At 61.4% G+C, this 23505-nt stretch carries 19 protein-coding genes and 1 tRNA gene; 4 read left to right on the top strand and 16 right to left on the bottom strand.

The window, feature by feature from the left end:
• Positions 1-3 precede the first annotated feature (3 nt).
• The 4 genes from recJ to ACR9Y2_RS16295 all read right to left on the bottom strand — a co-directional run bounded on the left by recJ (position 4) and on the right by ACR9Y2_RS16295 (position 4483).
• Positions 4-1749, bottom strand: a complete 1746-nt coding sequence (recJ, locus tag ACR9Y2_RS16310) for a single-stranded-DNA-specific exonuclease RecJ (protein WP_435042482.1) — start codon at positions 1747-1749, stop codon at positions 4-6.
• A gap of 2 nt (positions 1750-1751) precedes the next feature.
• Positions 1752-2240, bottom strand: coding sequence for a hypothetical protein (locus tag ACR9Y2_RS16305; protein WP_435042481.1), 489 nt, complete (start codon positions 2238-2240; stop codon positions 1752-1754).
• A 20-nt stretch (positions 2241-2260) separates the two neighbouring features.
• Positions 2261-4114: an aldehyde dehydrogenase family protein gene (locus ACR9Y2_RS16300; RefSeq protein ID WP_435042479.1), complete on the bottom strand. Its 1854-nt coding sequence runs from the start codon at positions 4112-4114 to the stop codon at positions 2261-2263.
• A gap of 78 nt (positions 4115-4192) precedes the next feature.
• A complete protein-coding gene (locus ACR9Y2_RS16295) occupies positions 4193-4483 on the bottom strand; it encodes a BMC domain-containing protein (protein WP_194449214.1) in 291 nt (96 codons plus the stop codon).
• A gap of 512 nt (positions 4484-4995) precedes the next feature.
• Between ACR9Y2_RS16295 and ACR9Y2_RS16290 the strand changes: the two genes are divergently transcribed.
• Positions 4996-5490 (top strand): hypothetical protein, encoded by a 495-nt coding sequence (locus ACR9Y2_RS16290; protein ID WP_435042477.1) that lies wholly within the window; start codon positions 4996-4998, stop codon positions 5488-5490.
• A 492-nt stretch (positions 5491-5982) separates the two neighbouring features.
• Here the strand turns inward: ACR9Y2_RS16290 and ACR9Y2_RS16285 are convergent, their stop codons facing one another.
• The 5 genes from ACR9Y2_RS16285 to ACR9Y2_RS16265 form a co-directional block, all read right to left on the bottom strand.
• Positions 5983-7299 (bottom strand): sigma-54-dependent transcriptional regulator, encoded by a 1317-nt coding sequence (locus tag ACR9Y2_RS16285; RefSeq protein WP_435042476.1) that lies wholly within the window; start codon positions 7297-7299, stop codon positions 5983-5985.
• A gap of 8 nt (positions 7300-7307) precedes the next feature.
• A complete protein-coding gene (locus ACR9Y2_RS16280) occupies positions 7308-9143 on the bottom strand; it encodes a CHASE2 domain-containing protein (protein WP_435042475.1) in 1836 nt (611 codons plus the stop codon).
• A 65-nt stretch (positions 9144-9208) separates the two neighbouring features.
• Positions 9209-10042: a 5'-nucleotidase, lipoprotein e(P4) family gene (locus tag ACR9Y2_RS16275; RefSeq protein WP_435042474.1), complete on the bottom strand. Its 834-nt coding sequence runs from the start codon at positions 10040-10042 to the stop codon at positions 9209-9211.
• A gap of 143 nt (positions 10043-10185) precedes the next feature.
• The gene (gene gap, locus ACR9Y2_RS16270; protein WP_435042473.1) at positions 10186-11193 is read right to left on the bottom strand and encodes a type I glyceraldehyde-3-phosphate dehydrogenase; all 1008 of its coding nucleotides are present in this window, start codon (positions 11191-11193) and stop codon (positions 10186-10188) included.
• Between the two features lie 237 nt (positions 11194-11430).
• Positions 11431-11829 (bottom strand): LysM peptidoglycan-binding domain-containing protein, encoded by a 399-nt coding sequence (locus tag ACR9Y2_RS16265; RefSeq protein ID WP_435042472.1) that lies wholly within the window; start codon positions 11827-11829, stop codon positions 11431-11433.
• Between the two features lie 135 nt (positions 11830-11964).
• Here ACR9Y2_RS16265 and ACR9Y2_RS16260 point away from each other — a divergent pair.
• A tRNA-Pro gene (locus ACR9Y2_RS16260) sits at positions 11965-12041 on the top strand.
• Positions 12042-12958: 917 nt separating this feature from the next.
• On the opposite strand, the gene ACR9Y2_RS16255 is transcribed toward ACR9Y2_RS16260, so the two are convergent.
• The 6 genes from ACR9Y2_RS16255 to ACR9Y2_RS16230 form a co-directional block, all read right to left on the bottom strand.
• Positions 12959-13177, bottom strand: coding sequence for a type II toxin-antitoxin system HicB family antitoxin (locus ACR9Y2_RS16255; protein WP_435042471.1), 219 nt, complete (start codon positions 13175-13177; stop codon positions 12959-12961).
• Complete coding sequence (locus ACR9Y2_RS16250; protein ID WP_435042470.1) at positions 13174-13365, bottom strand: type II toxin-antitoxin system HicA family toxin; 192 nt, start codon at positions 13363-13365, stop codon at positions 13174-13176. Before ACR9Y2_RS16250 ends, ACR9Y2_RS16255 begins: the two co-directional genes overlap by 4 nt.
• Positions 13366-13907: 542 nt before the next feature.
• Positions 13908-15047: an alpha/beta hydrolase gene (locus ACR9Y2_RS16245; protein ID WP_435042469.1), complete on the bottom strand. Its 1140-nt coding sequence runs from the start codon at positions 15045-15047 to the stop codon at positions 13908-13910.
• Positions 15048-15137: 90 nt separating this feature from the next.
• On the bottom strand, positions 15138-16370 hold the full coding sequence (locus ACR9Y2_RS16240; protein ID WP_435042467.1) for a hypothetical protein: 1233 nt from the start codon (positions 16368-16370) through the stop codon (positions 15138-15140).
• Between the two features lie 66 nt (positions 16371-16436).
• Entirely contained in the window at positions 16437-19112 is a 2676-nt protein-coding gene (locus tag ACR9Y2_RS16235) for an ADOP family duplicated permease (protein ID WP_435042466.1), read from the bottom strand.
• The gene (locus ACR9Y2_RS16230) at positions 19109-19468 is read right to left on the bottom strand and encodes a PadR family transcriptional regulator (RefSeq protein WP_435042464.1); all 360 of its coding nucleotides are present in this window, start codon (positions 19466-19468) and stop codon (positions 19109-19111) included. The genes ACR9Y2_RS16235 and ACR9Y2_RS16230 overlap by 4 nt, the downstream gene beginning before the upstream one ends.
• 210 nt (positions 19469-19678) lie before the next feature.
• Between ACR9Y2_RS16230 and ACR9Y2_RS16225 the strand changes: the two genes are divergently transcribed.
• Entirely contained in the window at positions 19679-20935 is a 1257-nt protein-coding gene (locus ACR9Y2_RS16225) for an MFS transporter (protein ID WP_435042463.1), read from the top strand.
• A gap of 6 nt (positions 20936-20941) precedes the next feature.
• Here ACR9Y2_RS16225 and ACR9Y2_RS16220 read toward each other — a convergent pair whose 3' ends face one another.
• On the bottom strand, positions 20942-22816 hold the full coding sequence (locus tag ACR9Y2_RS16220) for a hypothetical protein (RefSeq protein ID WP_435042461.1): 1875 nt from the start codon (positions 22814-22816) through the stop codon (positions 20942-20944).
• Positions 22817-22952: 136 nt separating this feature from the next.
• Between ACR9Y2_RS16220 and ACR9Y2_RS16215 the strand changes: the two genes are divergently transcribed.
• A complete protein-coding gene (locus ACR9Y2_RS16215) occupies positions 22953-23504 on the top strand; it encodes a hypothetical protein (RefSeq protein WP_435042460.1) in 552 nt (183 codons plus the stop codon).
• Position 23505: the final 1 nt, after the last annotated feature.

Raw genomic sequence — 23505 nt, 5'->3', positions numbered from 1 at the left:
CGGCTAGTCCACCGGCCGGATGTCGCGAATAGTGGCGCTCCACGGGCTGTAGCCGCGCTTGGCGCTGAACGCATCGGCCTCCACGGTCAAAGCAACGTCGACGCGGGATCCCTGCTGCAATTCTCCAATGCGGCCAGCGAAACGCCAGGCTTTGGCGAAGAGTGAACGGTTGCCCTGGAAGATGCGAATGCGCAGGTGGTCGCGGTCCTTGCCGAAGACTTCGGGCGTCTGGCGGATCTCCACATTGCGCAGCAGGAAGAGCGGCGCACGGTTGCCGAGTCCGAATGGCGCGAGGTGCAGGATTTCGTCGACGGCGGTGTCGTTCAGTTCGTCGATGGTGGCCTCGGCGTCCAGCAGGCGCTCTGGCGCAAGATCCTCATCAGTGAGGGTCTCTCTCGCGAAGGCGTTGAACCGCTGCCTGAGCTCATCGACGCGCGCCTCTTCCAAGGTGACGCCCACAGCCTGGCGGTGTCCTCCGAAACGGATAAACACTTCGGCCATGCCGTTCAGCGCATCCAGTAGATGGAAACCGGGAATAGAGCGGCCGGAGCCTTGCGCCAAGCCGGTATTCTCATCGCGGCCCAGCACGATCGCAGGCCGGTGGAAGAGCTCGACGACGCGGTTCGCTACGATGCCAACGACGCCTCGGTGCCAGTCGGGGGAATAGAAGACCAGGCCGGCACGTTCCGGGCCAGGGCCTGTTTCGCCGCACTCCTCGAGAATCGCTTTGACGATAGCTTCACCGGTCCGTTGGCGTTCAAGATTGAGCCCGTCGAGGCGCGTGGCGATCGCACGGGCGCGCTCCTCGTCACTGGTGAGGAACATCTCCACCACTTCACGCGCGTTGTCCATGCGGCCCGCGGCATTGATGCGCGGCGAGACGCGGAAGCCGACATCAGTCGCGCTCATGGCGGTGCCGGGCTCCACTCCACTGGCCTCGAGCAGGGCGCGCAGGCCCGGGTTGCGGGTCTTCGAGAGTCCGTCGAGACCGCGCTTGACGATCACCCGGTTCTCCCCGGTGAGCGGGACCACGTCGGCGACCGTCGCTATGGCGACCATAACCAGGAACGAATCGGAATAGCGGACGATCCGGTCGGGCGGCCAGTTCAGGCTTTCCATCAAGGCCTGAATCAGCTTGAGCGTCACACCAGCGCCGCACAGGTTCTTGTTGGGGTAGAGGCAGTCGGGGCGGTTCGGATTGAGGATGGCGACGGCTGGCGGCATCTCTTCCTCGGGCAGGTGATGATCGGTGATGACCACGTCCACACCCACCGCCACAGCCGCCTTCACCGCCTCAATGGCGCGGATCCCCGTATCCACACTGATGATGAGGTTGACACCTTCGCGGGCCGCCTGCTCGACCACCGATACCTGCATGCCGTAGCCGTCCTTCAGGCGGTCGGGCACATGGTATTCAGGCGCATGCCCCATGAACTCCAGCATCTTGCTGAGGATCACGACGCTGGAGACCCCGTCGACATCATAGTCGCCGTAGACCAGGATCTTCTCCTTGCGGTCGACAGCGCGGCGGATACGGTCCACGGCCTGCTGCATGCCGGCCATCAGGAATGGATCCGTCAGGTCCGTGAGCCGCGGATGTAGGAAATGTTCAACATCCGTCTGGGTTCGGAAGCCGCGCGACCATAGGACGCGGGCCGCGGGCAGTTGGAGCCCACATCGGGCGGCCAGCGCCGCCACTTCCTTCTCTGATGTATCGGCGAGTGACCAGCGCGCCTGCGTTTGCATCATTCTCAATTGTTCGAGTAGAAGCCGCCGTAGCCGCCGGCTTCCTCAGGTCCATCCGGGCCGGCATCCTCGAGTCGATCGAGAATATCGTGCCATTCTTCATACCATTCGGTCTGGAGTTCAAATAGGTAGATGCGGCCTTCGAAATCGAAACTCAGTTCGATGGCGCAGATAAACCCTTCATAGATGGAGAGCTCACGGATGCGCCGCTCAAGATCGCGCTTGTCATCACGCGGCATCTCGGATTCTTCCAGTAGTTCCAATGCCTCTTCACGGTGATGGGAGCGGAACTCGCGGGTGTGAAAATGGACGAGGCGAATACCTAATTGCAGCGCGCATTCCAGAAACCGGTGGTAGTCTGGCAGTCGGCCCGTGTCCCAATAGACAAAGCGGCCGTCGTCGGTAGCGCGGCTCATGGAGCGGTACACGACGAAGTGTTCGGTTTCGAGGTAGTGCTGGATCTCTTCTGTCAACGAATCGAGGTTTGGTCTCACGGATGGGTTCTCCAGCGCGTTTAGCGCTCGGCCCTCACCAGGATCTCATCGGGCCCGGCCAAGTCCTTGGCCGATGGGGTGACGATTGTCTTGGGGCCGATGAATATCTTCTTCTTTTTCGCAATCGCTTCGCGAACATCTGCTTCGCAAACGAAGGGAGCGATTTCAATCTTGGGTGCAGGAATCTGCGCTGGTGCCGGCGCAGTCGCGGGTCCCGCTGATGCGGCTTCGGCTGGCTTGATACTGCAGCCGCAGGAAGGCGCGGGCGGCTGGACTGCAGCCGCGGCCTGAGCTTCCCTGGCACCGAGAAATCGATCCACCACGCCAGCTACGGCGCTGTGGAGCGTTGGTTTCGGCAAAGGCGGAGCAGTAGGCGTCTGCGACGGCAAAGCAGCCGCAACCGCCGCGGACAGCGTAGCTTCGCTGACATTTACGCCACGCTTTGCGAGGTAACGTTCCACCGCGGCTACCAGCGCGGCCTTGTCGATGTTGAGGCTGGCCGGCTGATCCGGAGCGGGCTCAGGATCGCGCACGGCCCAGGCGATGCGTTTGATGTTGATGAGGTGCTGCGGACCGACGTTATCGCTGGTGATGTTGCCTGCGATGGCTCCGCAGCCGAGTGTCATGGAAGGCTGAACGTTCGTCGTGATGCCAACCGAGCCCTGCGGCGAAGCCGTGTTCACGAGAACCCGGAATGCCGGCATGCGGAGGCCAAACCGCCGGACTTTGGATTCGTCGCCTGCATGAATCACGCAGGTATGGCCCAGTCCGCCGAACTTCAGGATCGCTTCACACGCATCCAGGCCGGCCTCGAAGGAATCGACAAAGAGCATTGCCAGGACAGGTGACAGCTTCTCAGCGGAGAGCGGATGATCGCGGCCCACGCCCTGAATCTCGGCAACCAGAATAGCGGCATCGGCCGGAATAGTGATGCCGGCGAGTTGCGCAATGGTCTGCGGCGACTTGCCCACGCAATCGGCGCGCACCGTGGTGCCGCTGCTGAACAGCGTGCGTTCGACCGCCGCGCGTTCCTGGTCATTGAGGATATACGCTTTGCGGGCCTTGAACTCGGCAAGCATGCGATCGCGCAGTCCGCGTTCGGCCACGACGGTCTGCTCACTGGAGCACACCGTACCGAAATCGAAACTCTTGCCACTGACAATGCGCGCGACGGCCTGCGCCAGGTTGGCTGAGGTATCCAGCAGGACGGGCACGTTACCTGGCCCGACTCCGAAAGCGGGCTTACCGGAGGAGTAAGCGGCGCGGACCATGCCCGCTCCGCCAGTGGCGAGGATCACACCTGTCTTGGCATGCTTCATCAACGCCTGCGTACCTTCCAACGTGGAATTGGTCGCACATTGGATGATGTCCGGCGGTGCACCGGCTTCGGCTGCGGCTTCTGCTAGCAGAGCGGCCGCGGCGCAGGTGCACTCCTTCGCACGGGGATGCGGACTCAGGACGATCGCATTGCCGGACTTGAGGGCGATGATTGTCTTGAAGAAAACAGTAGACGTCGGATTCGTGGTGGGACAGATAGCGGCGATGACTCCTTGCGGAACCCCCACCTCGGTGATCTTCTGCTCCGGCAGTTCATGCAACACGCCAACGGTCTTCATACCGCGAATAGCGCGCAGGAGAGTGTCGGAGCACAGCATGTTCTTGGCATACTTGTCCTCGACGTTGCCCATGCCGGTTTCACTAACTGCAAGTTCAGCCAAACGCCGGGCATGAGCACGCCCCTTGGCGGCCACGGCTTCCACTACGGCGTCAATCTGCTCCTGGGTGAAATTCCGATAGGTCTGCCAGGCGGCGTAAGCTCTGTCAACTTTTTCCCGGACCTCCTGGACCGAGACCAGGTCCGCATCGTGCAGCATGCCATTCCCCCACACAACCAGTCGTCAATGCAAGCGCGCGCGGGTCAGCGCGTCTTCCTCTATAAGGATGCCGCCGGCTTATCCGACCTTGTCGTTCTTTTTCGGGACAGGCAGGATCTTCTCGGTCTCCTCATGCGGGTTCGGAATGACGTGGACGGCAATCAGTTCACCTACGCGGCGGGCGGCTGCGGCTCCGGCATCGGTGGCTGCCTTCACTGCGCCGACGTCACCGCGGACGGTCACGCAAACGTAAGCAGCGCCTACATATTCCTTGCCGGTAAGCGTGACGTTGGCGGTCTTAACCATCGCGTCGGCGGCTTCGATCGCGCCGATCAAGCCTTTCGTTTCGATCATTCCAAGGGCTTCCATTGAACCTCCCGACGGGCACGACTGAGTGAACTTCCAGAAACTCCCACGGTATCACAACCGGGGTGGGCGCGATACCCGTTGAGAGGCCGTTTCGGAGGCCTGGGGATGTCCCCAAATGCGGAGTACCAAACAGTTCTAAAAAATACAATGTCAATAAAATCAACAACTTAGAGTGCTGGACGAGAGCCCTCCCTATGGTATAATGGTCCTCATGCGCAGGACGCAAGGGAGCCGGAATCGGCCAGCCACTCCGCGATAGCCCGTGAAGCTGCAACGCGCGGCGTCCTACCTCGATTCGAAGGACCCCGCCTGTTGCCTTCGACACGCGTGAGCCGTCCTAGAGAAACTCCGGACCAATCGGCCGGAGCAGTGAACCGGCGAATTCGCCGCAGCAGTGACCTGGCTCGGAGGCCAGGGAAAAAAACGCCGGAGTTGCGACCCGGCTCAACTACACCGAAATCGTACGAAGTTCGGAACTGGTAACCAGAACCTGTAAGGAGAGCTTGTTTTTGATGACAAAGGCATTATCGAGAGGCTTGGTGGTGATTGCGGGTCTTTTGGCCGGTCAAACGGCAGCGGACCCCGACCCCCGCCCGGCAGATATGGCCGTCAGCAAAACCGACCCGCGCCTGACCCGAGTCAAACAGTTCTTCCAGGACCGCGATTGTCCAGCTCAGGTCTATGCCGCTGATTTTATTACAGCCGCGGACCAGCATGACTTGGACTGGCGGCTGCTGCCAAGCCTGTCCTTCATTGAATCAGGTGGCGGCAAAGTCGCGTACAACAACAACATGTTCGGGTGGGACAACTGTAAGCTGAAGTTCAGGTCGACGCGGGAAGGGATCTACCGGATTGCTTCGAAGCTCGGAAAATCCCGGATGTACAGGAAGAAGAACGTGGATCAGGTTTTGAAACTGTACAATCCCAGGCGGGAATACACGAAAGCGGTTAAAGCCGTGATGAATCAACTGGGACCAGCCGAACTGGCCCCAGCCGTTGGCTTCTAGCGCAAAAGCGGGTCCAATAGGACCCGCCTGCTTGAATCGTAGCTATTGTGTTTGCTCGTTTAGGAAGGCCTCTCTGCCGCGTGCGGACTGTTATTCCAACAGCCGGACGCCCATATAAAGGCCTCCGAACAACAACACGGAGACAACACCAACCAGTAGCCATTTGAGATACTTCTCTCTTGGCGTGGTTACCATTTCGTCGTCGTGTTTCATCTGCTCGTCGAGGGACTCGAACATGGAAGCGACCTCCCGTCTACGGACTAAGGTACAAACCGTATCTGATGCCGAGCAGCCTCATTCTAACGCCGAATCACTCCATTTGGTCAAACAAATATTACTAGTGTTTTCAATGACTTGAAATCTGGAAAGGGTAGGGAGTCCAGGACTTCGGCCTCTGAATTGCCTTTTATACGCCGAGCCGGCGCCTCTCAATCCCCCGCTTGGTCGCCTGTAGAGGATTTCTACACCCCCAGGGACTGGGCAAAGCAGCCCTTACGCGAGACCCATCCGTTCCAGTTTGCGATACAGAGTCTTCCGTTCAATACCGAGGATCCTCGCCGCCCGGCTCTTGTTCCCGCCAGTGGCCGCAAGCACCTTCCGGATCTGCTCCATCTCGGTATCAGCCAGCGACTCCCCGCCCTGCTCCTTGGGACTGGACGTGCGAATGGCATCGTCCACCGTGTCCTCGGTGATTCGGGCGCCAGGTGACAGAATCACCATCCGCTCCATCATGTGCTGCAACTGGCGGATATTTCCTGGCCAGGTGTAGTCGGCCAGCGCCTTCATCCCACTTTCGGTAATCCTGGTTTCCAACCCGTACCGTTCGTTATAGCGCTTGAGGAATGCGCCTACCAGCAGCGGTACATCGCCATGGCGCTCGCGCAGCGGCGGAACTCCAATGCGCACGACATCCAGGCGGTACCAGAGGTCCTCCCGGAATTTTCCTTCCTCGACCATCTTGCGAAGATTGCGATTGGTGGCGGCGAGAATCCGCACATCTACCTTGCGCGGGCGTGACGAGCCCAGGGGACGAATCTCTTTTTCCTGCAGAAATCGCAGTAATTTCAACTGGAAATTGAGATCAATTTCACCAATCTCGTCCAGGAACACTGTGCCGCCGTTGGCTGCCTCAAACACGCCGGTACGATCGCGGTCAGCGCCCGTATAGGCGCCTTTCATAGCCCCAAAGAGCTCACTCTCCACCAGCGAAGGTGCCAGCGAGGCGCAGTCAACAGGAAGGAAAGGCATGGTCGAGCGCCGCGAATTTGCGTGTAAAAGATGCGCAATTAGCTCCTTCCCCGTGCCGGTTTCTCCCTCGATCAGTACCAGTGCGTCAGTGGGCGCCACTCGCGAGATGGTCTTGTAGATTTCGATGAGCTTGGCGGAGCTGCCGATCATCTCGGTCGCGAGCGGCTCGTCGGGATCGATGTCCTCATCCCCTTCTTCGTCCGCCGCACCCTCCGCCCGCTTCACGATGGACAGCAGGTCATCCAGCTCAAAGGGCTTCGCCAGATAGTCGAATGCGCCGCCTCTCGTCGCCGCCATGACGGTTTCCATGCTTCCGCGTGCCGACATGAGGATCACGGCGCAAGTGTCATTGGCCAGCCGCGCGGCCTTCAGGATGTCAATTCCCGTTCGCTCGTCAATGTAAATATCCGAGATCACGATGGGATAACTCGCGTGGTTCAGACGCAGGAACGCTTCACGCGTGGAGGATACAGCCTCCACGGCATAGCCTTCCAATTCGAGAAATGTGGAGATAGTCGATCGAACCGAGGGATCGTCTTCCACCAACAGCACCGGGGGCATACCAGTCCTCAGTGTAGCGTGGCGGGCAGGACAACCGTGAATGTCGACCCCGCGCCGGGCGCGCTCTCCACTTCCACATGCCCACCATGCAAAACGATGATCTGCTGCACGATGGAGAGACCAATGCCCGTGCCCACCTCGCCCGACTGTTCCGCTTTACGCGTGCGGTAAAACTTTCGAAAGAGATTCTTCACTTCGCCCGCATCCATGCCCATGCCATGGTCGCGTACCGAAATTGTGACACCAGCCGGGGATTGCGCCGCTGAGATCAGGACATCGGTTTCCGGCGCGGAGTATTTCACCGCATTCGTCATCAGGTTATAAATCGCGTATTCCAGTAGTTCACGGTCGGCATTGATGACCAGGTCTTCGGGAACCTCGGAGGTGATTCGTATCTGTTTACGCTCGGCCAGCGGCATCGCCCGCTGGTAGCAGGTGTCGACCACCTCCTGCAGGGCAAACACCGCGCGGCGCAGTTCGAGTTGTCCGGCTTCGAGCTTCTCGACATCGAGGAACGTCGTGATCATTTTCGCCAGCCGCTTTGACTCGCTGTTGATCATCTGGCCCAGCTCTTTCCGCTTGAGTTCCGGCAGGTTATAGCGGGTCATCAGTTCACTGGAGCCCTGAATGGCCGTCAGCGGCGTGCGCATTTCGTGCGCGACGAAGTGAAAGGCCTGCTGATAGCGGGCGGTAGTCGCTTCACTCACCGTCAGCCTACGGCGGACATAGAAGTACTGGAAGCTGGCACATCCCAACACACCCAGCCACGACGCGGCTACTGGGGCGAAAGCGTCGAGGATCAGGCCCTGTGTGAAAAAAACGAACGGAGCGAGATGCGCCAGCAGTAGCAACACTCCTCCGGAAACTATGGCAATCCAACCGCGCAGGAATGTGAAGATGACCGCGGACAAGGCCACCACCAGCAGGGCCAGCAGCAAAGGAACCAGCGGCCCCATCTCGTACAGCAGGTCAGCAGCCGCCATCGTCTCGAATGCCTGCAGGTGGATCTCAACTCCGGGCATGGGCAGCCCACCCGAAAGAGGCGTGAAGAGACGGTCCTTCACCGCGGACTGCGCAGTGACGCCGACAAAGACCACCCGTCCGCGCAGACGCTCCAGCCCGCGGCCGGCAATGATTTCATCCATGGAAACCCTGGTGACCTTGGCCGCGTCACGGTAGCGGACCCAGAGAGGCCGCCCCGCATCCCAGCGGGATTGAATGGTGAATCCTCCGACGGAGATATCCGTGGGTGAACTCTCAATCACATCGGCATGCCTGAAGATCCGCAACGCTTCCAGCGACAGGGCCCATCGCCTTTCGCGACCGCACGCGCGTTCAAGTGTGACCCGGCGGTTGATCTCGTCGTTCGGCCCCGCCAAGGCGTGTACGTGGCCCAGCGCGGCTCTGAGGCGGAAACCCTCCACGGGATCCTGCCAGCCTGAGCAGCCGCCGGCGTCCGGCTCCATCTCACAACCAAGAACCAGGCCCTGCGTCTTCGCGAAGGCCGCCTGCAGGGCCTTATCCTCCGCGTCGTTCCCCGGATCAGTGAGCGTAAGATCAACGGCCACGACACGCGGCGGCGCCTGCGACATCTGCTCGAGTGCTTTCGTAAGGGCACGCCGCATCCCGCCAATGCCGCCATTGCGCTGCATGGTGCGTTCATCCAAGGCAAGCAACACCGCGCCCACATCGGCCCTCACTGTCGGCCGCACTCGAAAGATGAAATCGTAGACGTTGTTGTCGAATTGTGCGGCCAAGGCCGTCCACGATACCAGCAGCGACACGAGAGCGGCTCCGGCGGCCAGCAAACCGTACGCCAGGCCAGGTGTGATACGCCGGGTCATCCGGCGGCGGCTCCTGCCAGGCCAGGCTGCGATTTGGGACGACTGGAGCGCATATCAGGCAACGGTCAGTCGCGTCGCAGCGACTTCACCTTGCGTTCCTGGATAACCTGCGGAGAGAGGGTCCGGTCGAAGCCAAACAGAGTGTCCTCCCAGGATCCGTACGCCGCGTTGGGCAGGATGATCCAGCGCTCACCCCACCACGAATCATATGGCTTCGATTTGGTAGCACGTTCCGCCACCGTCAGGCGCGCGGGGATGAAGTCGTTGAGGTCGTCTCCGCAAAGCAGGATGATCCGGTAATATTTGGCGATGAGTGTTCGCCGGATGCCTTTGTCGGAAGTCCACTCCGGTTTCTCTCCAGCCGTGAGAACCGTGTCGCCAATGGCGCCCAGGGCGGCGTTCTTCAGGGGGAAGCCTTCCGCCTCGAGATTCGCCCGGGAATTCGCCTCCTCCTTCGGGCCGCGATTGGTGACATAGAACACGGTGACACCCTTTGCGGCGGCATCGCGCAGAAACTCGGCCGCACCCGGAATCGCCTTCGCCTTGCGCTCTGCTGTCCACTTCATCCACACATCCATCGAGTAGCGGCCATTGCCTTCCAACAGGAAGCGCGCCTGCCCCGGCGAATTGTCGAGCACCGTCTCATCGATATCCACAATGATCGCCGGCGGCAACTTCCTGAAGTTTCCAGTCTGCTCGACAGCGGCCGTCCACCTCTTGTCCTTCAGGGCCTTCGGTAGCGCAACGCGGGCGGAGTGCCACGCCTGCAGAGCGTTCCCGCGAAACTCGACCGAGGATTGTGTCCAGGCAACGCTGTTCAGGGCGTCCATCGTCTGGGCGGAGGCCGGCGCGAGGCAGCCCAGCAAGCCGAGCGTGAGTGAGCGGACATTCAAGGGCATGATGATTCGTTGACCAAACGATGATTATGCGACTCGCGTAGCCCCGCGCGCCAGCATGAGCGCCAGGGCGGACACGTGAAATGGGAAACGCCCCGGGGCGGCAGGTAGCCGTCCGGGGCGCTTCGGGATCAAACTATTACCGCTTACAGGCCCTTGTTGGCCAGGAAGACGCAGAGGTCGACTACGCGGCAGCTGTAGCCCCACTCGTTGTCGTACCAGGAAACAACCTTGGCCAGCGTCCCGCCGATGACCTTCGTGAGCTGGCCGTCGACGATGGACGAATTCGGGTTCTTCAGCATGTCGGTGGAGACCACCGGATCTTCGGTGTAGGCCAGGATGCCCTTGAGCGGGCCTTCCGCGGCGGCCTTCAGCTCGGCGTTGATCGCTTCGGCGGTGGTGGGCGTGTTCAGGATGACCACCAGGTCGACCACGGAGACGTCGGGCGTCGGCACGCGCATGGCATAACCGTCGAGCTTACCCTTCAACTCGGGCATCACCAGGGAGATGGCCTTGGCGGCGCCAGTGGAAGTGGGGATCATGTTGATGGCAGCGGCACGGGCGCGGCGCAGATCCTTGTGCGGGAAGTCGAGCACATTCTGGTCGTTCGTGTAGCTGTGGATGGTGGTCATCGAACCACGGTCCACGCCGAACTTCTCGTGCAGGACCTTCACGAACGGAGCCAGACAGTTGGTGGTGCAGCTCGCGTTGGAGATGATGTTGTGCTTGGAAGCGTCGTACTTGTCGTCGTTGACGCCCAGCACCAGGGTGATGTCTTCATTCTTCGCAGGTGCGGAGATGATGACCTTCTTGACGGTGCCCTTCAGGTGGGCCTTGGCCTGCTCCGCATCCGTGAAGCGCCCGGTGGATTCGATCACGATTTCGGCGCCCAGGCTGGACCAGTCGATCGCGGCGGGATCCTTGCTGGAAAACACTCGGATAGCCTTGCCGTTGACAACGATGGAGTCCTCGGTGGCCTTGACATCGGCGTGCAGGGGACCCAGCACCGAGTCGTACTTCAGCATGTGCGCCAGGGTCTTGGTATCGGTGAGATCGTTCGTGGCGACGAATTCGATGCCCGGATTGTTGATACCCGCGCGCAGGACGTTGCGTCCGATGCGGCCGAACCCATTGATCGCGACTTTGACAGCCATTTAAGGAGTAACCTCTCTCTTAGTAGGAATGAAACGCTCAACCCCAGCATACCAGAACGGGACGTTTCAGTTCGATTTCCGGGCCGATTGATATGCCAGAGGGCGCGCCCGGCGATACGCGTGCCACAATCAGGCCCGTCGCCAGGCCCTTGAAAACACAACGGCCAGCCCCGGCGCACCCCACCGGTCGATGAATCGGGCGCGCCGTGCCGGCCGTTATGAAGTGGCGCTCGAAGATTAGTCTTCCGGGACGGCGAGGACGTCGCCGGGGTGGATCACGGACTTGTCGTCCTTCAGTTTTCCGGGGTTGGCGGCAATTATCTTCGGGTAGAGAGCCCCGTTGCCGTAGTGGTTCTGGGCGATGCGCCAGAGGGAATCGCCCGCAACTACAGTGTAGGTCCGGATGGGCTCCGGCAGGCTGGGGTCGATAGCGATCTCGCACTGCAGGTCGGCGAAGATCGGATCAACCGTCTTGATCTGATTCCATACTTTGTTGCGAATTTTCTCCGATGGCGCGGCGCCGGTGATCACAAGCTTGTCGTTGGCGACATGCAGATGGTCCAGGCGGACATTGTTCTTTGGAATGAGTTCGAGTACAGACTCATACTTCTTCTTGAAGTCGTCTAGTGTAGGCATGCGGCCCTCCAGATCAGGAATGAGGCCATGTTAGCAGGCCGCTGTTGCCGGAGGAAGCTTGCGGTACGGCGGACGACAGACTACAATCAAAGAGTTGAGAGTGCCTCCCGAGCGCCTCATTCCGCAGTAGATCGTCGGGGCGTGGCTCAGCCTGGTAGAGCGCCTGGTTCGGGACCAGGAGGCCGGTGGTTCGAATCCACTCGCCCCGACCAAATTCCTCATTCACTTACAGACACTCGCACCTAATGCCAGGGTCCACGCAGGCTCAAAATGGACCCTACTCGGACCCGGACCTTGCACTCCGTTGGTCGCTGCCGCCGTGTTTTGATCAACGTGCTGTCCGACGACTTCGCCGACCCCTTGGGCCGTGACCAGGAGGTCTGGTGATGTGCGCGGATATGTAACGGGGCTGGTCTGATTACAATTGCGGTTCCTTGGGGTGGCCGTCGCGTTTGTTGTGCTTTGGACCACTCCGGGTTGCGGTCAGAGTTATTCCGTGGCCATCCGGCCTTGAAGCTTGGGCATTAGGTCGAAAAACTGATCGCATCGTTGGACTACGGACTCAATCGAAGCGGTGCGAAACACTTCGGTGTGAAGTTGCTTGCAGCCATCCGTAACGCTTTCGATGGCCGTTCTTTCCCACAACACCTTGCATGGCCAAGTCTGTACGACTATCGTGAACGGAGCTGAACACCGCAACGTGCGAAGCCGCTCAGGCAGGCTCACGGCAGACCCAACTTTGATTCGTCCCGGATCGTGTTCGGGTTCCAGTTGGAGCAGGTAAAACACGCCCTGGTCATCTGGTAGATACTCGGGCGGGGTTGTAAGGGTGCCGCCGGTTCTTGAGCGCGGAGCTAGAGAGCGCAATTCGGCCGCTATCAGGCGAGATTCCTGTGCTGTAACATACGAGACGAGTTGGCCACGACGACCAGCGCTGCGGCGCTTCATGGGATCGATGCGGAGCCGCCGGATAACTCTGAAAACGGTCTGCTTCCGTTTGCCGAGCTGGACGGCAAGATCAGTGACCGAAACTGAATCTTCGGAATTGGACTAGGCAGCGGTACTCGATGGCGCCTCTTGGCCGCTCATGATCTGACTCTCGCTTATCAGCCTGTCCCTGATGGCATGCTCACGCCGCCCGGACTGGGATCGATTCCGCCACCGCGGTCGGCTCGGGAACGGTTTCGCCGTGCAGTCGCATCCCCTCGATGTGAAACTCGATCGCTTCCGCGATCAGCCGGCGCGTTTCCTCCAGCGTCTTGCCAGTGGTGACGCAACCGGGGAGATCCGGCACATACGCCGCCCAATTGTTCGGCGCTTTTTCAAAGACGACGGCATACTCTTTCATTTCAGCCCTGCCTTCTTCAGTATAGAGTTTAGCGTTCCGGCAGGCATATCGTCTCCGGGGTGGCCGGGGACCGTAACCGTTCCTGCTTCCGGGCGGCCGGGGTGCAGGTACTGCTGGTGGTCGCCACGTGTCCGGCCGATCACCCAACCGTCCTTTTCCATCGCCTTGATTACGTCCCGAACCTTCATTTCGCTTATCCCTTACAGACGGATGTACTGCGCGCGGTCGATCTGCGTGCGGAGCGTCTGGCGCGTCAGCGCCAGTGGAAGCGCGGTAGGCATGTCCAAATCATGGCACCGATCCGTTGTGGGGATGTGCCCCTATAGGAAAATTCGAAAACCTGTCTGAGCAACACAGTTTGATCAGGTTTTCAAAAATGCGGGCGAACCCCGTGGGTGCGCGTAGGGGCATGAGGATTACCAGCGTGGAAAGCAGGGTCCCGCCAGGGTCCAACGGCCGGAAAACCGCCGTGCAGGGTCCAAGCAGGGTCCAAATCGCAGACGCGTAAGTATTGTGTTTTCAGTGAGAGATACTTATACGTGATTGATATCTGCTGGTTCGGGACCAGGAGGCCGGTGGTTCGAATCCACTCGCCCCGACCATTTCAGTCCTCCACAACGCTCCCATTGGGTGCCGTACTGCTTCCTACAGTTCGAATGGTCTCCCAAAGCCACCATACTTACAGCCAGTCGAAGAACAGCCTCGTCCGGATGCTGCTCCCGTAGGGAGGTCAGGGCTTGGCCGGCGGCGTGGGCGGCCTCTCCACGATAGGCGGCTGCGTCACAAACACAGCCACATCGTGCGCGGCCTTGGTCTCCACGCCCGCCTTCTGCAGGAACCCCAAGTCGCGAAACCAGTCGATGAACCGGAACTGCCAGGTGCCAAACGGAGTGTGATTGCGATCCGTCAAGCCGCCGGTCATGCGCGTACCGTCAGGCAGCGGATCACCCGGGTGCCGCCCATTCCCATACAGGTGCATCTCGATATTCGGAACCCCCAGCGCCAGCATCGCGTTGTAGTATTCCATGGCCCAGATCGCGTGGACCCGGTCGCCCGAACCGCCGCACACCAGGAACGCTGGCGGGACATTGCGCGGAATCGCCGGTGCAACACGGTTCTTCGCAAAAGGCGAAGGTCCGGGATAGATGATCCCGTCGAAATCCGGCCGCGACGTAATGCCGGCCAGCGGGTCGCCCGCCGCTCCGTTCGCTTTGTCGAACTCCTCGAATCGCACAGCCGTCGCCGCGGTCAGCTCCGCGCCGGCCGAGAAGCCCATCACACCGATCCGGTTCGGATCCAGATTCCACTCCTTGGCGTAGGCGCGCACCAGGCGAATGGCCTGCAGCGTGTCATACACCGCATCGGTCTGCGGATTGTACCCGTCGCGGCGCAACCGGTTCCGCAGGATCACCGTGTTGATGCCGTAGTTGTAAAAGAACGGAACGAAATCGGCCGCCTCGCTCCCAACATTCAGGGTGTTGTGCCCACCCCCGGCCACCACAATCACGGCCGCCCCTGTATTGATGCTTCGATCCACCAGGTGCACTTCAATCGAGGGATTGTGGATGTTAACGATACTATTGATCCGGCCGGGCACGGTCTGGCTGAGGTTGTACTGCTCAGCCTCGCGCACACGGTCCAACTTGAGAAACGGCGATCCCGGCGGATACAGCGCCACCACGACACCGCCCTGCAGAATTGGCTGCGGCGCATAGGGCGCATCGGTCACAGGACCCGGCTTCGGCACGCCAATCGGCGCGGGCAGGGGAGGCAACGCCGCTCGCTCCGCCGACTGCGCGGAGAGAGTTCCGGTTGTGAAAGCCAGCAGGCAGAAAAGGGGAACAGCACGGCCAGGGCAGCAGTCAGGCATGGGTTAATCTCTTAGCGATGAGAATGCGGGCAACGAACCCAGGCTCCCATCATACTTTCAGCGACGGCGGCTCGTCCCATGAAGTAAGACTCAGCGGTTCACCGGAAACTCAGGCACGACCAGGGGCTTCCTCTTCGCTCCGGTGATCTCCAGGGCGCCGTTCACCAACCCGCAAGTCACGTGATCGTCCACCGAGTTGTTGATCAGGACCGACCCACTCGTCCCCATCGTGGAACCCACCCCGCGCTTCATCCGGCTGGTCGCGATCATTCGCTTCTGCGCCCGGCCCTGTTCGCTCTGGCTATAGATCACCGTCAACCCGTCGCTGTACTCGTTGGGCTGGGGCGGCAACTCCACACGCAGCATAGTCGCTGCGCGCCCATCAGGCAGGTTCACCTTCCAGCGCCGCACGGCAGGCAACCGGCTGGGCTTGCCGTAGCCCACTTGCACCGGGCCTTCGTCCACGGGAATCCCGAATTGCCAGACACTATCCTCGCCCGCGCCCTCAAGCCGCGAACCCATCCAGACCTCAAAGTGATCGGCCGTCACCCAGGACTTCGCGGGATGCGTACTTATTGCCGGATCGATCACCTGCGCCAGCAGCACACCCGCACCCGCCTGCAGCAGCCTCACCTCCAGCGGATCTCTTGGATCGGCCTTCCCCCAAACCACCTGACCATGCTGCCCCGTGGCATCCAGCCTCAGCGCGCACGAACCCAGCCGACCTCTTCCCTTCTCCAGTCCAGCCGAATCCACAACAACCTTCGGCACCATCAGGTAGTGAAACAGGGAGGGGCTGTCTTCACAGATGCCGACGTCCTCCCCACCGGCGGGGTGGTGCCACGCTTCCCCGCGCAACGCGAGATAATCCCAACGCTCCACCGTATGCTCGCCACTCCCGTAAAACGAGCAATCCTCCATCGACACCGCTCGCCACGGAGACAACTGATACGCATGCGTCTTGTAGTACCCGGCCTGCGTACCGCCGTTGCGGTTCACCTCGATCCGGTTCGGCTCCACCGCCACCGTGACGTCCGCCTGATCATCCGTCTGGCAAAGCGTCACCACCGTCTCCGACGACACCACCCGTCCGGCACGCGCTTTCTCCAGGATGTACTCGGTGCCAGGCAGGCACCGCGACTCACTCGGCGCCTGTTTCGGATGACTCACTTCGACCACGGTCAGTGAGTTCCCTGCCCCGTCGACCCCAGCCGGATACCTGCGCCCTTTGCGCTGGGCCGCCAATTCTGTGGACAGGCACAGGATCACAGCCAGCGGCACGGCCGCGGTCATAAACAGCTTGCGCGAGTGAGAGAAGATCATGGACGAGCCAAAGCCTCGACCATTGCAGCACTGCCCCCGCTCCCGCCGCAACGCCGACCCGGCAGCTCAGCCCTCGCGCAACGCCGTCATGGGATGGATCCGCGATGCACGCCGTGCCGGAATATAACCAGCCGCCAACGCCACACTGCACAGCATCAGGATCACCCCAATGAATGTCGTTGGGTCGGAGGGCTCAGTCCCATAGAGCAGCGTGGCAATGGAACGTGCGATCACGAACGACCCCATCGCGCCCAGCACCGCGCCCGCCACCGCTAATCGCAGCGCGTTTCCAATCACCTTGGCCTGCACCTGACCACCGCTTGCGCCCAGAGCCATGCGGATACCAATCTCCTGCGTCTGCCTCGTGACCGAATACGAAATGACTCCGTAAATCCCCAGCGACGCCAGCACCAGGCCCAGCAACGCAAAGCTCGTCACCAGCATGACGAAGAACCGCCGGGGCGACGCGGCGCGATCCACAATGTGCTGCAACGGCCGCAACTCCGCCGCCGGCTGCCCCGGATTCAGCGTTCGCAGTGTCCTCATGATGGCGGGCGCCAACGACGCCAGCGGCTGACTCGTACGAATCACCAGCTCCGCACCCTCCGGATCCGCCTGGATCGTTGACAGATACATCTCCGGATCCGCGGCGTCCTCCAGGCTGTTCTCCCGTACATCCGCGATCACCCCAATCACCTTGGCATCCCTTCCATTGATCTGGGCCGGCCGGCTCATCGGATCTTCGCCGTTCCAGTAGCGGCGGCTGGCCGCCTCGTTGATGATCACCACCGAATCGCTCTTGGGCCCGTCGCTCCAGGTGAAATCGCGGCCGGTGCGCAGGCGCATCCCCATCACGCCGAGATAGCCCGGCGTCACAATGCGTACGATGGCGCCCATCTCCGTCCCTTTGGGATACTGCTTACCCTTGGCCCTCAAGCCCCAAGAGCGGTTGCGCCCCAGCGGCAACATATCCACGATGCCTGCTGTTTCAATGCCCGGGATCTCCCTGATATTACGCAGAATCTCCTGCACGATCGGGCCGCGGCGCTCAATCTTGCCTCCATCATCGAAATCGATCTTGATCACGGCCGCCCGGCTCGGCTGGAACCCCAGATCGACGTCCAGCACTTTGAGGAAACTGCGCAGCAGCAGTCCAGATCCAATCAGCAGTACACAGGCCAAAGCCATCTCGGAGACCACCATCGTCGCCCGCATCCGCTCATGACGGCGGCCCGTAGTCATCCCCTGGCCGCTGCTCCTCAGCGCTTCCTGAACGTTGCCGGAGTACAACCGCAGCCCAGGCACCAGCCCGAAAACCAGGGCGGCCGAAACGGCGATCCCGAGCGTCCAGGCCACCGCTACCCAATCCAACGTCACACTGCTCAGCAACGGCAGGGCGATGGAATCCTGATGCGCGAAGTAGAACGTCAGGCCATAGGCCAAGCCGAGCCCCAGCAAGCCGCCTGCACCTGCCAGCACCATGCTCTCGGTCAACAACTGTCGGCAAAGCCTCGCTCGGCCTGCGCCCAACGCACTGCGCACCGCAAATTCCTTGCTGCGCGCTGCGGCCCGCGCCATCTGAAGGTTCGATAGGTTCACGCACACGATCAGCAGGATCAGGCCCACGGCGCACCACAGCATCACCAACGACCGCTTCAGCTTGCCGCTGACATACTCCTTCAGGCCGGTCACCGTGGAGGCATAGTCGCTGTACCAGTCTTTATGCGCCTCGCGCAATTGCGGGAACAGGACATCGGCTTCCGCCTGGGCCTGTGCCACCGACACACCCGGCTTCAGGCGGCCGAACATCGAGATGGTGTTGCCCCAGTTTCGAATTTCCGCCATGGGGGCGGGAACGAACAACTCCATCCTCTGCCCCGGGGCAAACACCGCCCCGAAATCGAAACTCGCCGGCAGAATCCCCACCACCGTGACGGCCATCTTGCTCAACGTGATGGTCTGCCCAATCAGCCCGGGATCGGCGCCAAACTGGTTGCGCCACATGGATTCGCTGATCAGCGCCGCGAGCCGCCCGCCCTTCACACATTCCTCATGTACGAAAAGCCGCCCCAGCATCGGCTTCACACCAAGCAGCGGGAAGAAGTTCTCGGCCACCATTACCGCCACCACGGGCCGCGGTTCACCCCGCCCGGTCATGGTGTATTCGCTGCTTCCATAGAAGGGATTGAAGCCGGTCACACTCTGGAACGACTTGTTGTGCCGCTGATACTCCTCAAACGCCGCCACCGTATAGGTCACCGCGGAAAGCCCGGCCGTCGCTCTCGCCTCATCGTCCATCGTTCGATCCGCCCGCAGCCACGCCAGATTCTGCGATTCGGGGAACGGCAGCGGCCGCAACAGCACCGCATTCACCACGCTGAACACCGCGGTATTGGCGGCGATGCCCAAAGCGAGAATCAGTACGCTGATGATCGCGAACCCGCGCTCCTTGCGCAGGGTTCGCATCGCGTAGCGCAGATCCTGCGCAAACTCGCCCCAGTAATCCCGGCGTTCCTTTGACCGCTGCATCTCCTGGCCCATTTGTTCCCCCATGGCTCGTACGCTCCTCAAGTCCCCGAATAGCCGTTCGGCTTCCTTCCGCGCCTCATCCCGAGGCCAGCCTTGCTCCACCAGATCGTCCACCTTCATCAGCAGGTGGAACTGCAGCTCATCCTCGACATCGCGAGCCGGGTCCGCGCCAAACATGCGCGCCCACCGCCGCCACATGGGTATCTGGCTCATCCAGCCTTCTCCGGCACCGGAGGCTTCGTAGCGCCCAGCATCTTGCTGACCGCCGCCGAGTACGCCTCCCAGGTCTTCGTCTCTTCGCGCAACTGCCGCCGCCCCTCGGCCGTGAGCTGATAGAACTTGGCCCGCCGGTTGTTCTCAGAGAGGCCCCACTCGGCCTCCACCAGTCCTTTCGCCTCCAACCGCCACAGCGCGGGATACAGCGTACCCTCTTCCACCAGCAGCGCTTCTTCGGTCTGGCGATGAATCAGGCTCGTGATGGCGTATCCGTGTAGCCGGCCCCAGACCAGCGCCTTGAGAATTAGAACGTCGAGAGTTCCGCGAACGAGTTCCAGTTGCGTCTTGTCCATCCCGCTCCCCTGTGCTTTCTATGGAAGATTCGCATACGTCCCCTGGGAATACAAGGGGAGAGGGCGAGAGTTCACGCGTGTAACAGATGCGATTCCTGGGATGTTGCCCTGCCAGGAAAAGGCAGCCGGCCCAACACCGAGTCGCGCCCGGACGCAATGTAAGCGCTCCGCACTGCACGCCCCCCCTCTGTTGCGGTATTCCTAACAAGAATGGTTCTCTCTCGGTACAAATGGTTCGTCGTCGGCATGCTGTGGTTCGTCTGCTTCTTCAACTACGCGGACCGTCAGGCCATCTACTCGGTCTTCCCGCTCCTGAAGAGCCAGATGAACCTCACGACCTCGCAACTCGCGATCGTCGGCAGCTCGTTCATGTGGGTCTACGCCCTCTCCGGCCCCTTCGCCGGCATGGTGGGTGACCGTCTCCAACGCAAAACCCTCATCATCGGCGGGCTCATCTTCTGGTCCCTCGTCACCGTCGCAACCGCCTTCTCGACCACCTACTGGCAACTAGTGCTCTTCCGCGCCCTCGAAGGCCTGGGCGAAGCCTTCTACTTCCCCGCCTCCATGTCCCTCGTCAGCGACTATCACGGCCGCGACACCCGCTCCCGAGCCATGGCCATCCACCAGTCCAGCGTCTATGCCGGCACCATCGCCGGTGGAGCCGTCGCCGGTCACCTGGGCCAGCACTACGGCTGGCGCTCCAGCTTCTACCTGTTCGGTATCCTCGGCACGGTGCTGGGCATCGTCCTCGTCGCCTTGCTGAAGGAACCCAAGCGCGGCCAGTCCGAGCAGCCCGGGGAAGACGGCGGACACGGCGCCCTGAAGCTCGACAAGAACCTGTTCGCCACCATCAGCCACACCTTTGAACACCGCATGGTGCCCATCCTCATCACGGTCTTCGTGGGCGCCAACTTCGTGGCCATGATCTTCCTCACCTGGATGCCCACCTTCCTCTTCGAGAAGTTCGGCATGAGCCTCTCCATGGCCGGGCTCAGCGGCACCGCCTACATCCAGATCGCCTCCGTCTGCGGAGTCATGACCGGCGGCTTCCTGGCCGACCGCTTTGCCCGCCGCAGCCGCGCCGGCCGCATGTGGACTCAGTCCCTCGGCCTCATCCTCGGCATTCCCTTCATCTTCCTGGCAGGCTGGACCCTCTCCGTTCCACTGCTCGTCCTGGGCATGACCGGCTTCGGCTTCTCAAAGGGGCTCTATGACGCCAATATCTGGGCATCCCTGTACGACGTGGTGAAACCGGAGAACCGAGCCACGGCGCTCGGCTTGATGAACTCCATCGGCTGGATGGGCGGCAGCGTAGCCCCTCTGGCCGTGGCCCGCGCCGCCGAGACGTTCGGAATGGGCGCTGCCATCAGCGCCAGTTGCGTCGTCTACCTCATCGTCGGACTGCTGCTCATCTTCGGCATCAAGTCCTTCATGAAGCCCTCAGAACCGGCTCCTGCCGTGGCCTGACAACCATCACGCGCGGCCGATGCGAATCGTGCCGCGCGTCCCATTCGCGGGCTGGAAGCGAATGTACACGCTCGACCCCACATCCTCACGCTCAAACCTCACATCCGTCCCATTCACCATCACCGCCCGTGGAGCAAACCCCGCCGGCAGCAAAACCCGGAATTCCGCCTTCTCCCCCGAGCCCGAATATTCAATCTCAATCGAAGCCGGCTCGGCATCCCACTTGTAGCTGAAGTACGCGTCCGACGCTCCATACCGCGCCGTCGCCCGCACTTCCTGCACGCCCGCTGCCGCCCAGCGTGGTGATATCTCCACGGCCCGCATCTTCCCCTGCGGATCCCGGATCCCCGCCAACCCTTCCACCAGCGCATCCACCCATTGCGCCATCCCCCAACCCGCGTAGTTCACCTCATTCGTCGTGCGGTAGCCCGGAGTCCCATCGGGGAAATACCAGACCTGCGCACCCCCAGTCCGCCGCAGATGCTCCGCGTACTGCCGCATCAGCTCAACTCCGTACGACTCGCGTCCATAGAAAAACGAAGCCCGCGCCAGTTCGCCCCCCACCCACGGCATCAACCCGCCGTTCGCGTACGCACCCTCCAGCCGGTACTTGTCCTTCCAATATCCCAGGCGATCCGGATAGCCCGGCTGCAGGCTCCACCACGGGTACTTGTCACCCGTCTCCTTCTGCCTTCTCCGGTATTCGTCGATGATCCTGATCGACTGCTTCTCATCCGCCAGCCCTCGAGTCATCGCCCACGTATTGCCCATCGTGAGCTGCTTCGTCTCGTCGAAATCCCCGTGTTCAATGGGATCGAGATGCACGTGATGCAGGAACTTCGTGCCGTCCCAAAGCATCTTCACTGCTCGCTCACGATACTCGCCGGCCTCTTTCGACCACCGCTCCGCCGCCGCGTTGTCGCCCAGATACCGGTACATCTCGCTCATCCCGCGAAACGCCAGCGCATACCCGCTCTGGTCGCAGTTCGCAATCACATGCCGGCTGGCCCCATGATCCGTAGCGCCATCGATGTCGTAATCCCACGTATCGCAACTGTGCTGCCGCTGGATCAGCCGGTTCTTCGCATCCCAGTGCTTGGCATCGCTGCGGATATAGTTGAGAGCCTTCTCCAGCTTCGGCATCGCCGTCCGCAGCCATGCGTCGTCGCCCGTCGCCTTCCACGTGTCCCATACACCCAGCGTCAGGATGTACTCGACATCGCTCTCCAGCCCGACCCGCCACGTCCGCCCATCACGCTCAATGCCATCCGGAGTCTGCCCGTCCTCCCGCTGCACCTCCAGGAACCGGTCGAGCCCGCACTGCATCTCGCGTTCCCAATACTTGTAGGCCGGCAGCGTGTAGATCCAGTCGCGCAGCCAGATGCCGTCGAAGTGGTTGGTATCCGCCGAAATGTAGCCCACAAACCGGCCGCGCTTCGTCATGTAGTCGCGCCGTCCCAGCTGCACTCGCTCATGCGTGAACGGGTAGATGGTGTCGAAGTCCCGATCGCCGGACTCGACGCCCGTCTCGGCATCCAGCCGGAAATTCACATACCGGCTGTACTTCTTCGCGTCAGGCCACCACAGGTACACATAGTGGACGCCCAGCTTGCCCGAAGCGGAGAACTGCACCCCTCCCTGATTGGCGTCCAGGTCGACGTCCTTCTCGAAGTAAACCTTCTGGTCCGGATCAGCGACCTTCACCCGGCACTTCCGGTCGCCCGCAGCCCGGCCGCCGACCCTCACCTTTACCACGTCCAAAGGCCGGTAAGCCGACTTGTCCGTGGACAGGCGGCCATACGCGCCCTCCACCGTAGTCGGATCGGAAGCAACCGCCGCCAGCGAGGCCAGCAGGATCAGGGAAGTACAGCGGATCAGCATACGGTCTCCAATCTATCCCAACAGCGGGAGCCTGGCGCAGCCGTGGTTGCCTGCCCGTGATCCCTGGCGTGCACCGCGCCTCCAGTCCGATTCGCCCCACTGCTAGTCTGGTCGCAGCAGGACGCTACTCAAACCGATGTCTCGAACTACACTCACCTCGGCTCTCCTCCTGTTCGCCGCGCCTTTCCTGCTGGTGGCCGCAGGCTATGCACAAATGCCGGCAGAACTCCCCGCCCTGCGAAACCCCTTTGGCGGAGCCATCGCAATGGCGCCCAAGTCTCTCTTCATGGTGTTTCGAGTGCCGGCGATGAATCTGATCCACGGGCTCATGGCGATGCTCATGCTTTCGCACGCGGCCGACTTCCCCAACCCCGCTCGCCGTGCCGCTTACTCGAACATCTTCCTGACGCTCACGTTCGCAATAGCCTGCAAGTCGAACTTCGAGGCCCTCGAACTCAGCCGGTTGGCACAGCAGCCAAACTCGCACGCGCTGGCCACCTTCCTAACCGCGGCAACCGTCCTGTCGGTCGTCGCCGGCCTTGCCCTCGCTGCCATCCGAGGCCGGGGAGTCCCTCTTCCCTGGCCTGAACTCCGCCTCTCCCTGCGAGACAAAGCCGCACTCGCCGGCCTTTTCCTGCTGTACATCGGCATCGTCGTCGCCACCTCGCGGATGGCCCATCCGGCCTAGC

Source organism: Paludibaculum fermentans (assembly GCF_051172195.1).
Taxonomy (GTDB): Bacteria; Acidobacteriota; Terriglobia; order Bryobacterales; family Bryobacteraceae; genus Paludibaculum; species Paludibaculum fermentans_A.
Note: the sequence above shows the minus strand (reverse complement) of the source record. Positions and strands in the feature narration are given on the sequence as shown.

Excerpts from the sequence above, each read along its gene's own strand:
- ACR9Y2_RS16285 (WP_435042476.1), bottom strand. The coding sequence starts at position 7,299 with ATGCCCCCGGTGCTGTTGGTGGAAGACGATCCCTCGGTTCGATCGACT.
- ACR9Y2_RS16235 (WP_435042466.1), bottom strand. The coding sequence starts at position 19,112 with ATGAGCCAGATACCCATGTGGCGGCGGTGGGCGCGCATGTTTGGCGCG.
- ACR9Y2_RS16250 (WP_435042470.1), bottom strand. The coding sequence starts at position 13,365 with ATGAAGGTTCGGGACGTAATCAAGGCGATGGAAAAGGACGGTTGGGTG.
- ACR9Y2_RS16265 (WP_435042472.1), bottom strand. The coding sequence starts at position 11,829 with ATGCCTACACTAGACGACTTCAAGAAGAAGTATGAGTCTGTACTCGAA.
- recJ (WP_435042482.1), bottom strand. The coding sequence starts at position 1,749 with ATGATGCAAACGCAGGCGCGCTGGTCACTCGCCGATACATCAGAGAAG.
- ACR9Y2_RS16240 (WP_435042467.1), bottom strand. The coding sequence starts at position 16,370 with ATGATCTTCTCTCACTCGCGCAAGCTGTTTATGACCGCGGCCGTGCCG.
- ACR9Y2_RS16255 (WP_435042471.1), bottom strand. The coding sequence starts at position 13,177 with ATGAAAGAGTATGCCGTCGTCTTTGAAAAAGCGCCGAACAATTGGGCG.
- ACR9Y2_RS16215 (WP_435042460.1), top strand. The coding sequence starts at position 22,953 with ATGTCTCGAACTACACTCACCTCGGCTCTCCTCCTGTTCGCCGCGCCT.
- ACR9Y2_RS16295 (WP_194449214.1), bottom strand. The coding sequence starts at position 4,483 with ATGGAAGCCCTTGGAATGATCGAAACGAAAGGCTTGATCGGCGCGATC.
- ACR9Y2_RS16280 (WP_435042475.1), bottom strand. The coding sequence starts at position 9,143 with ATGACCCGGCGTATCACACCTGGCCTGGCGTACGGTTTGCTGGCCGCC.
- ACR9Y2_RS16225 (WP_435042463.1), top strand. The coding sequence starts at position 19,679 with ATGGTTCTCTCTCGGTACAAATGGTTCGTCGTCGGCATGCTGTGGTTC.
- ACR9Y2_RS16220 (WP_435042461.1), bottom strand. The coding sequence starts at position 22,816 with ATGCTGATCCGCTGTACTTCCCTGATCCTGCTGGCCTCGCTGGCGGCG.
- ACR9Y2_RS16230 (WP_435042464.1), bottom strand. The coding sequence starts at position 19,468 with ATGGACAAGACGCAACTGGAACTCGTTCGCGGAACTCTCGACGTTCTA.
- ACR9Y2_RS16290 (WP_435042477.1), top strand. The coding sequence starts at position 4,996 with ATGACAAAGGCATTATCGAGAGGCTTGGTGGTGATTGCGGGTCTTTTG.
- ACR9Y2_RS16275 (WP_435042474.1), bottom strand. The coding sequence starts at position 10,042 with ATGCCCTTGAATGTCCGCTCACTCACGCTCGGCTTGCTGGGCTGCCTC.
- ACR9Y2_RS16245 (WP_435042469.1), bottom strand. The coding sequence starts at position 15,047 with ATGCCTGACTGCTGCCCTGGCCGTGCTGTTCCCCTTTTCTGCCTGCTG.
- gap (WP_435042473.1), bottom strand. The coding sequence starts at position 11,193 with ATGGCTGTCAAAGTCGCGATCAATGGGTTCGGCCGCATCGGACGCAAC.
- ACR9Y2_RS16300 (WP_435042479.1), bottom strand. The coding sequence starts at position 4,114 with ATGCTGCACGATGCGGACCTGGTCTCGGTCCAGGAGGTCCGGGAAAAA.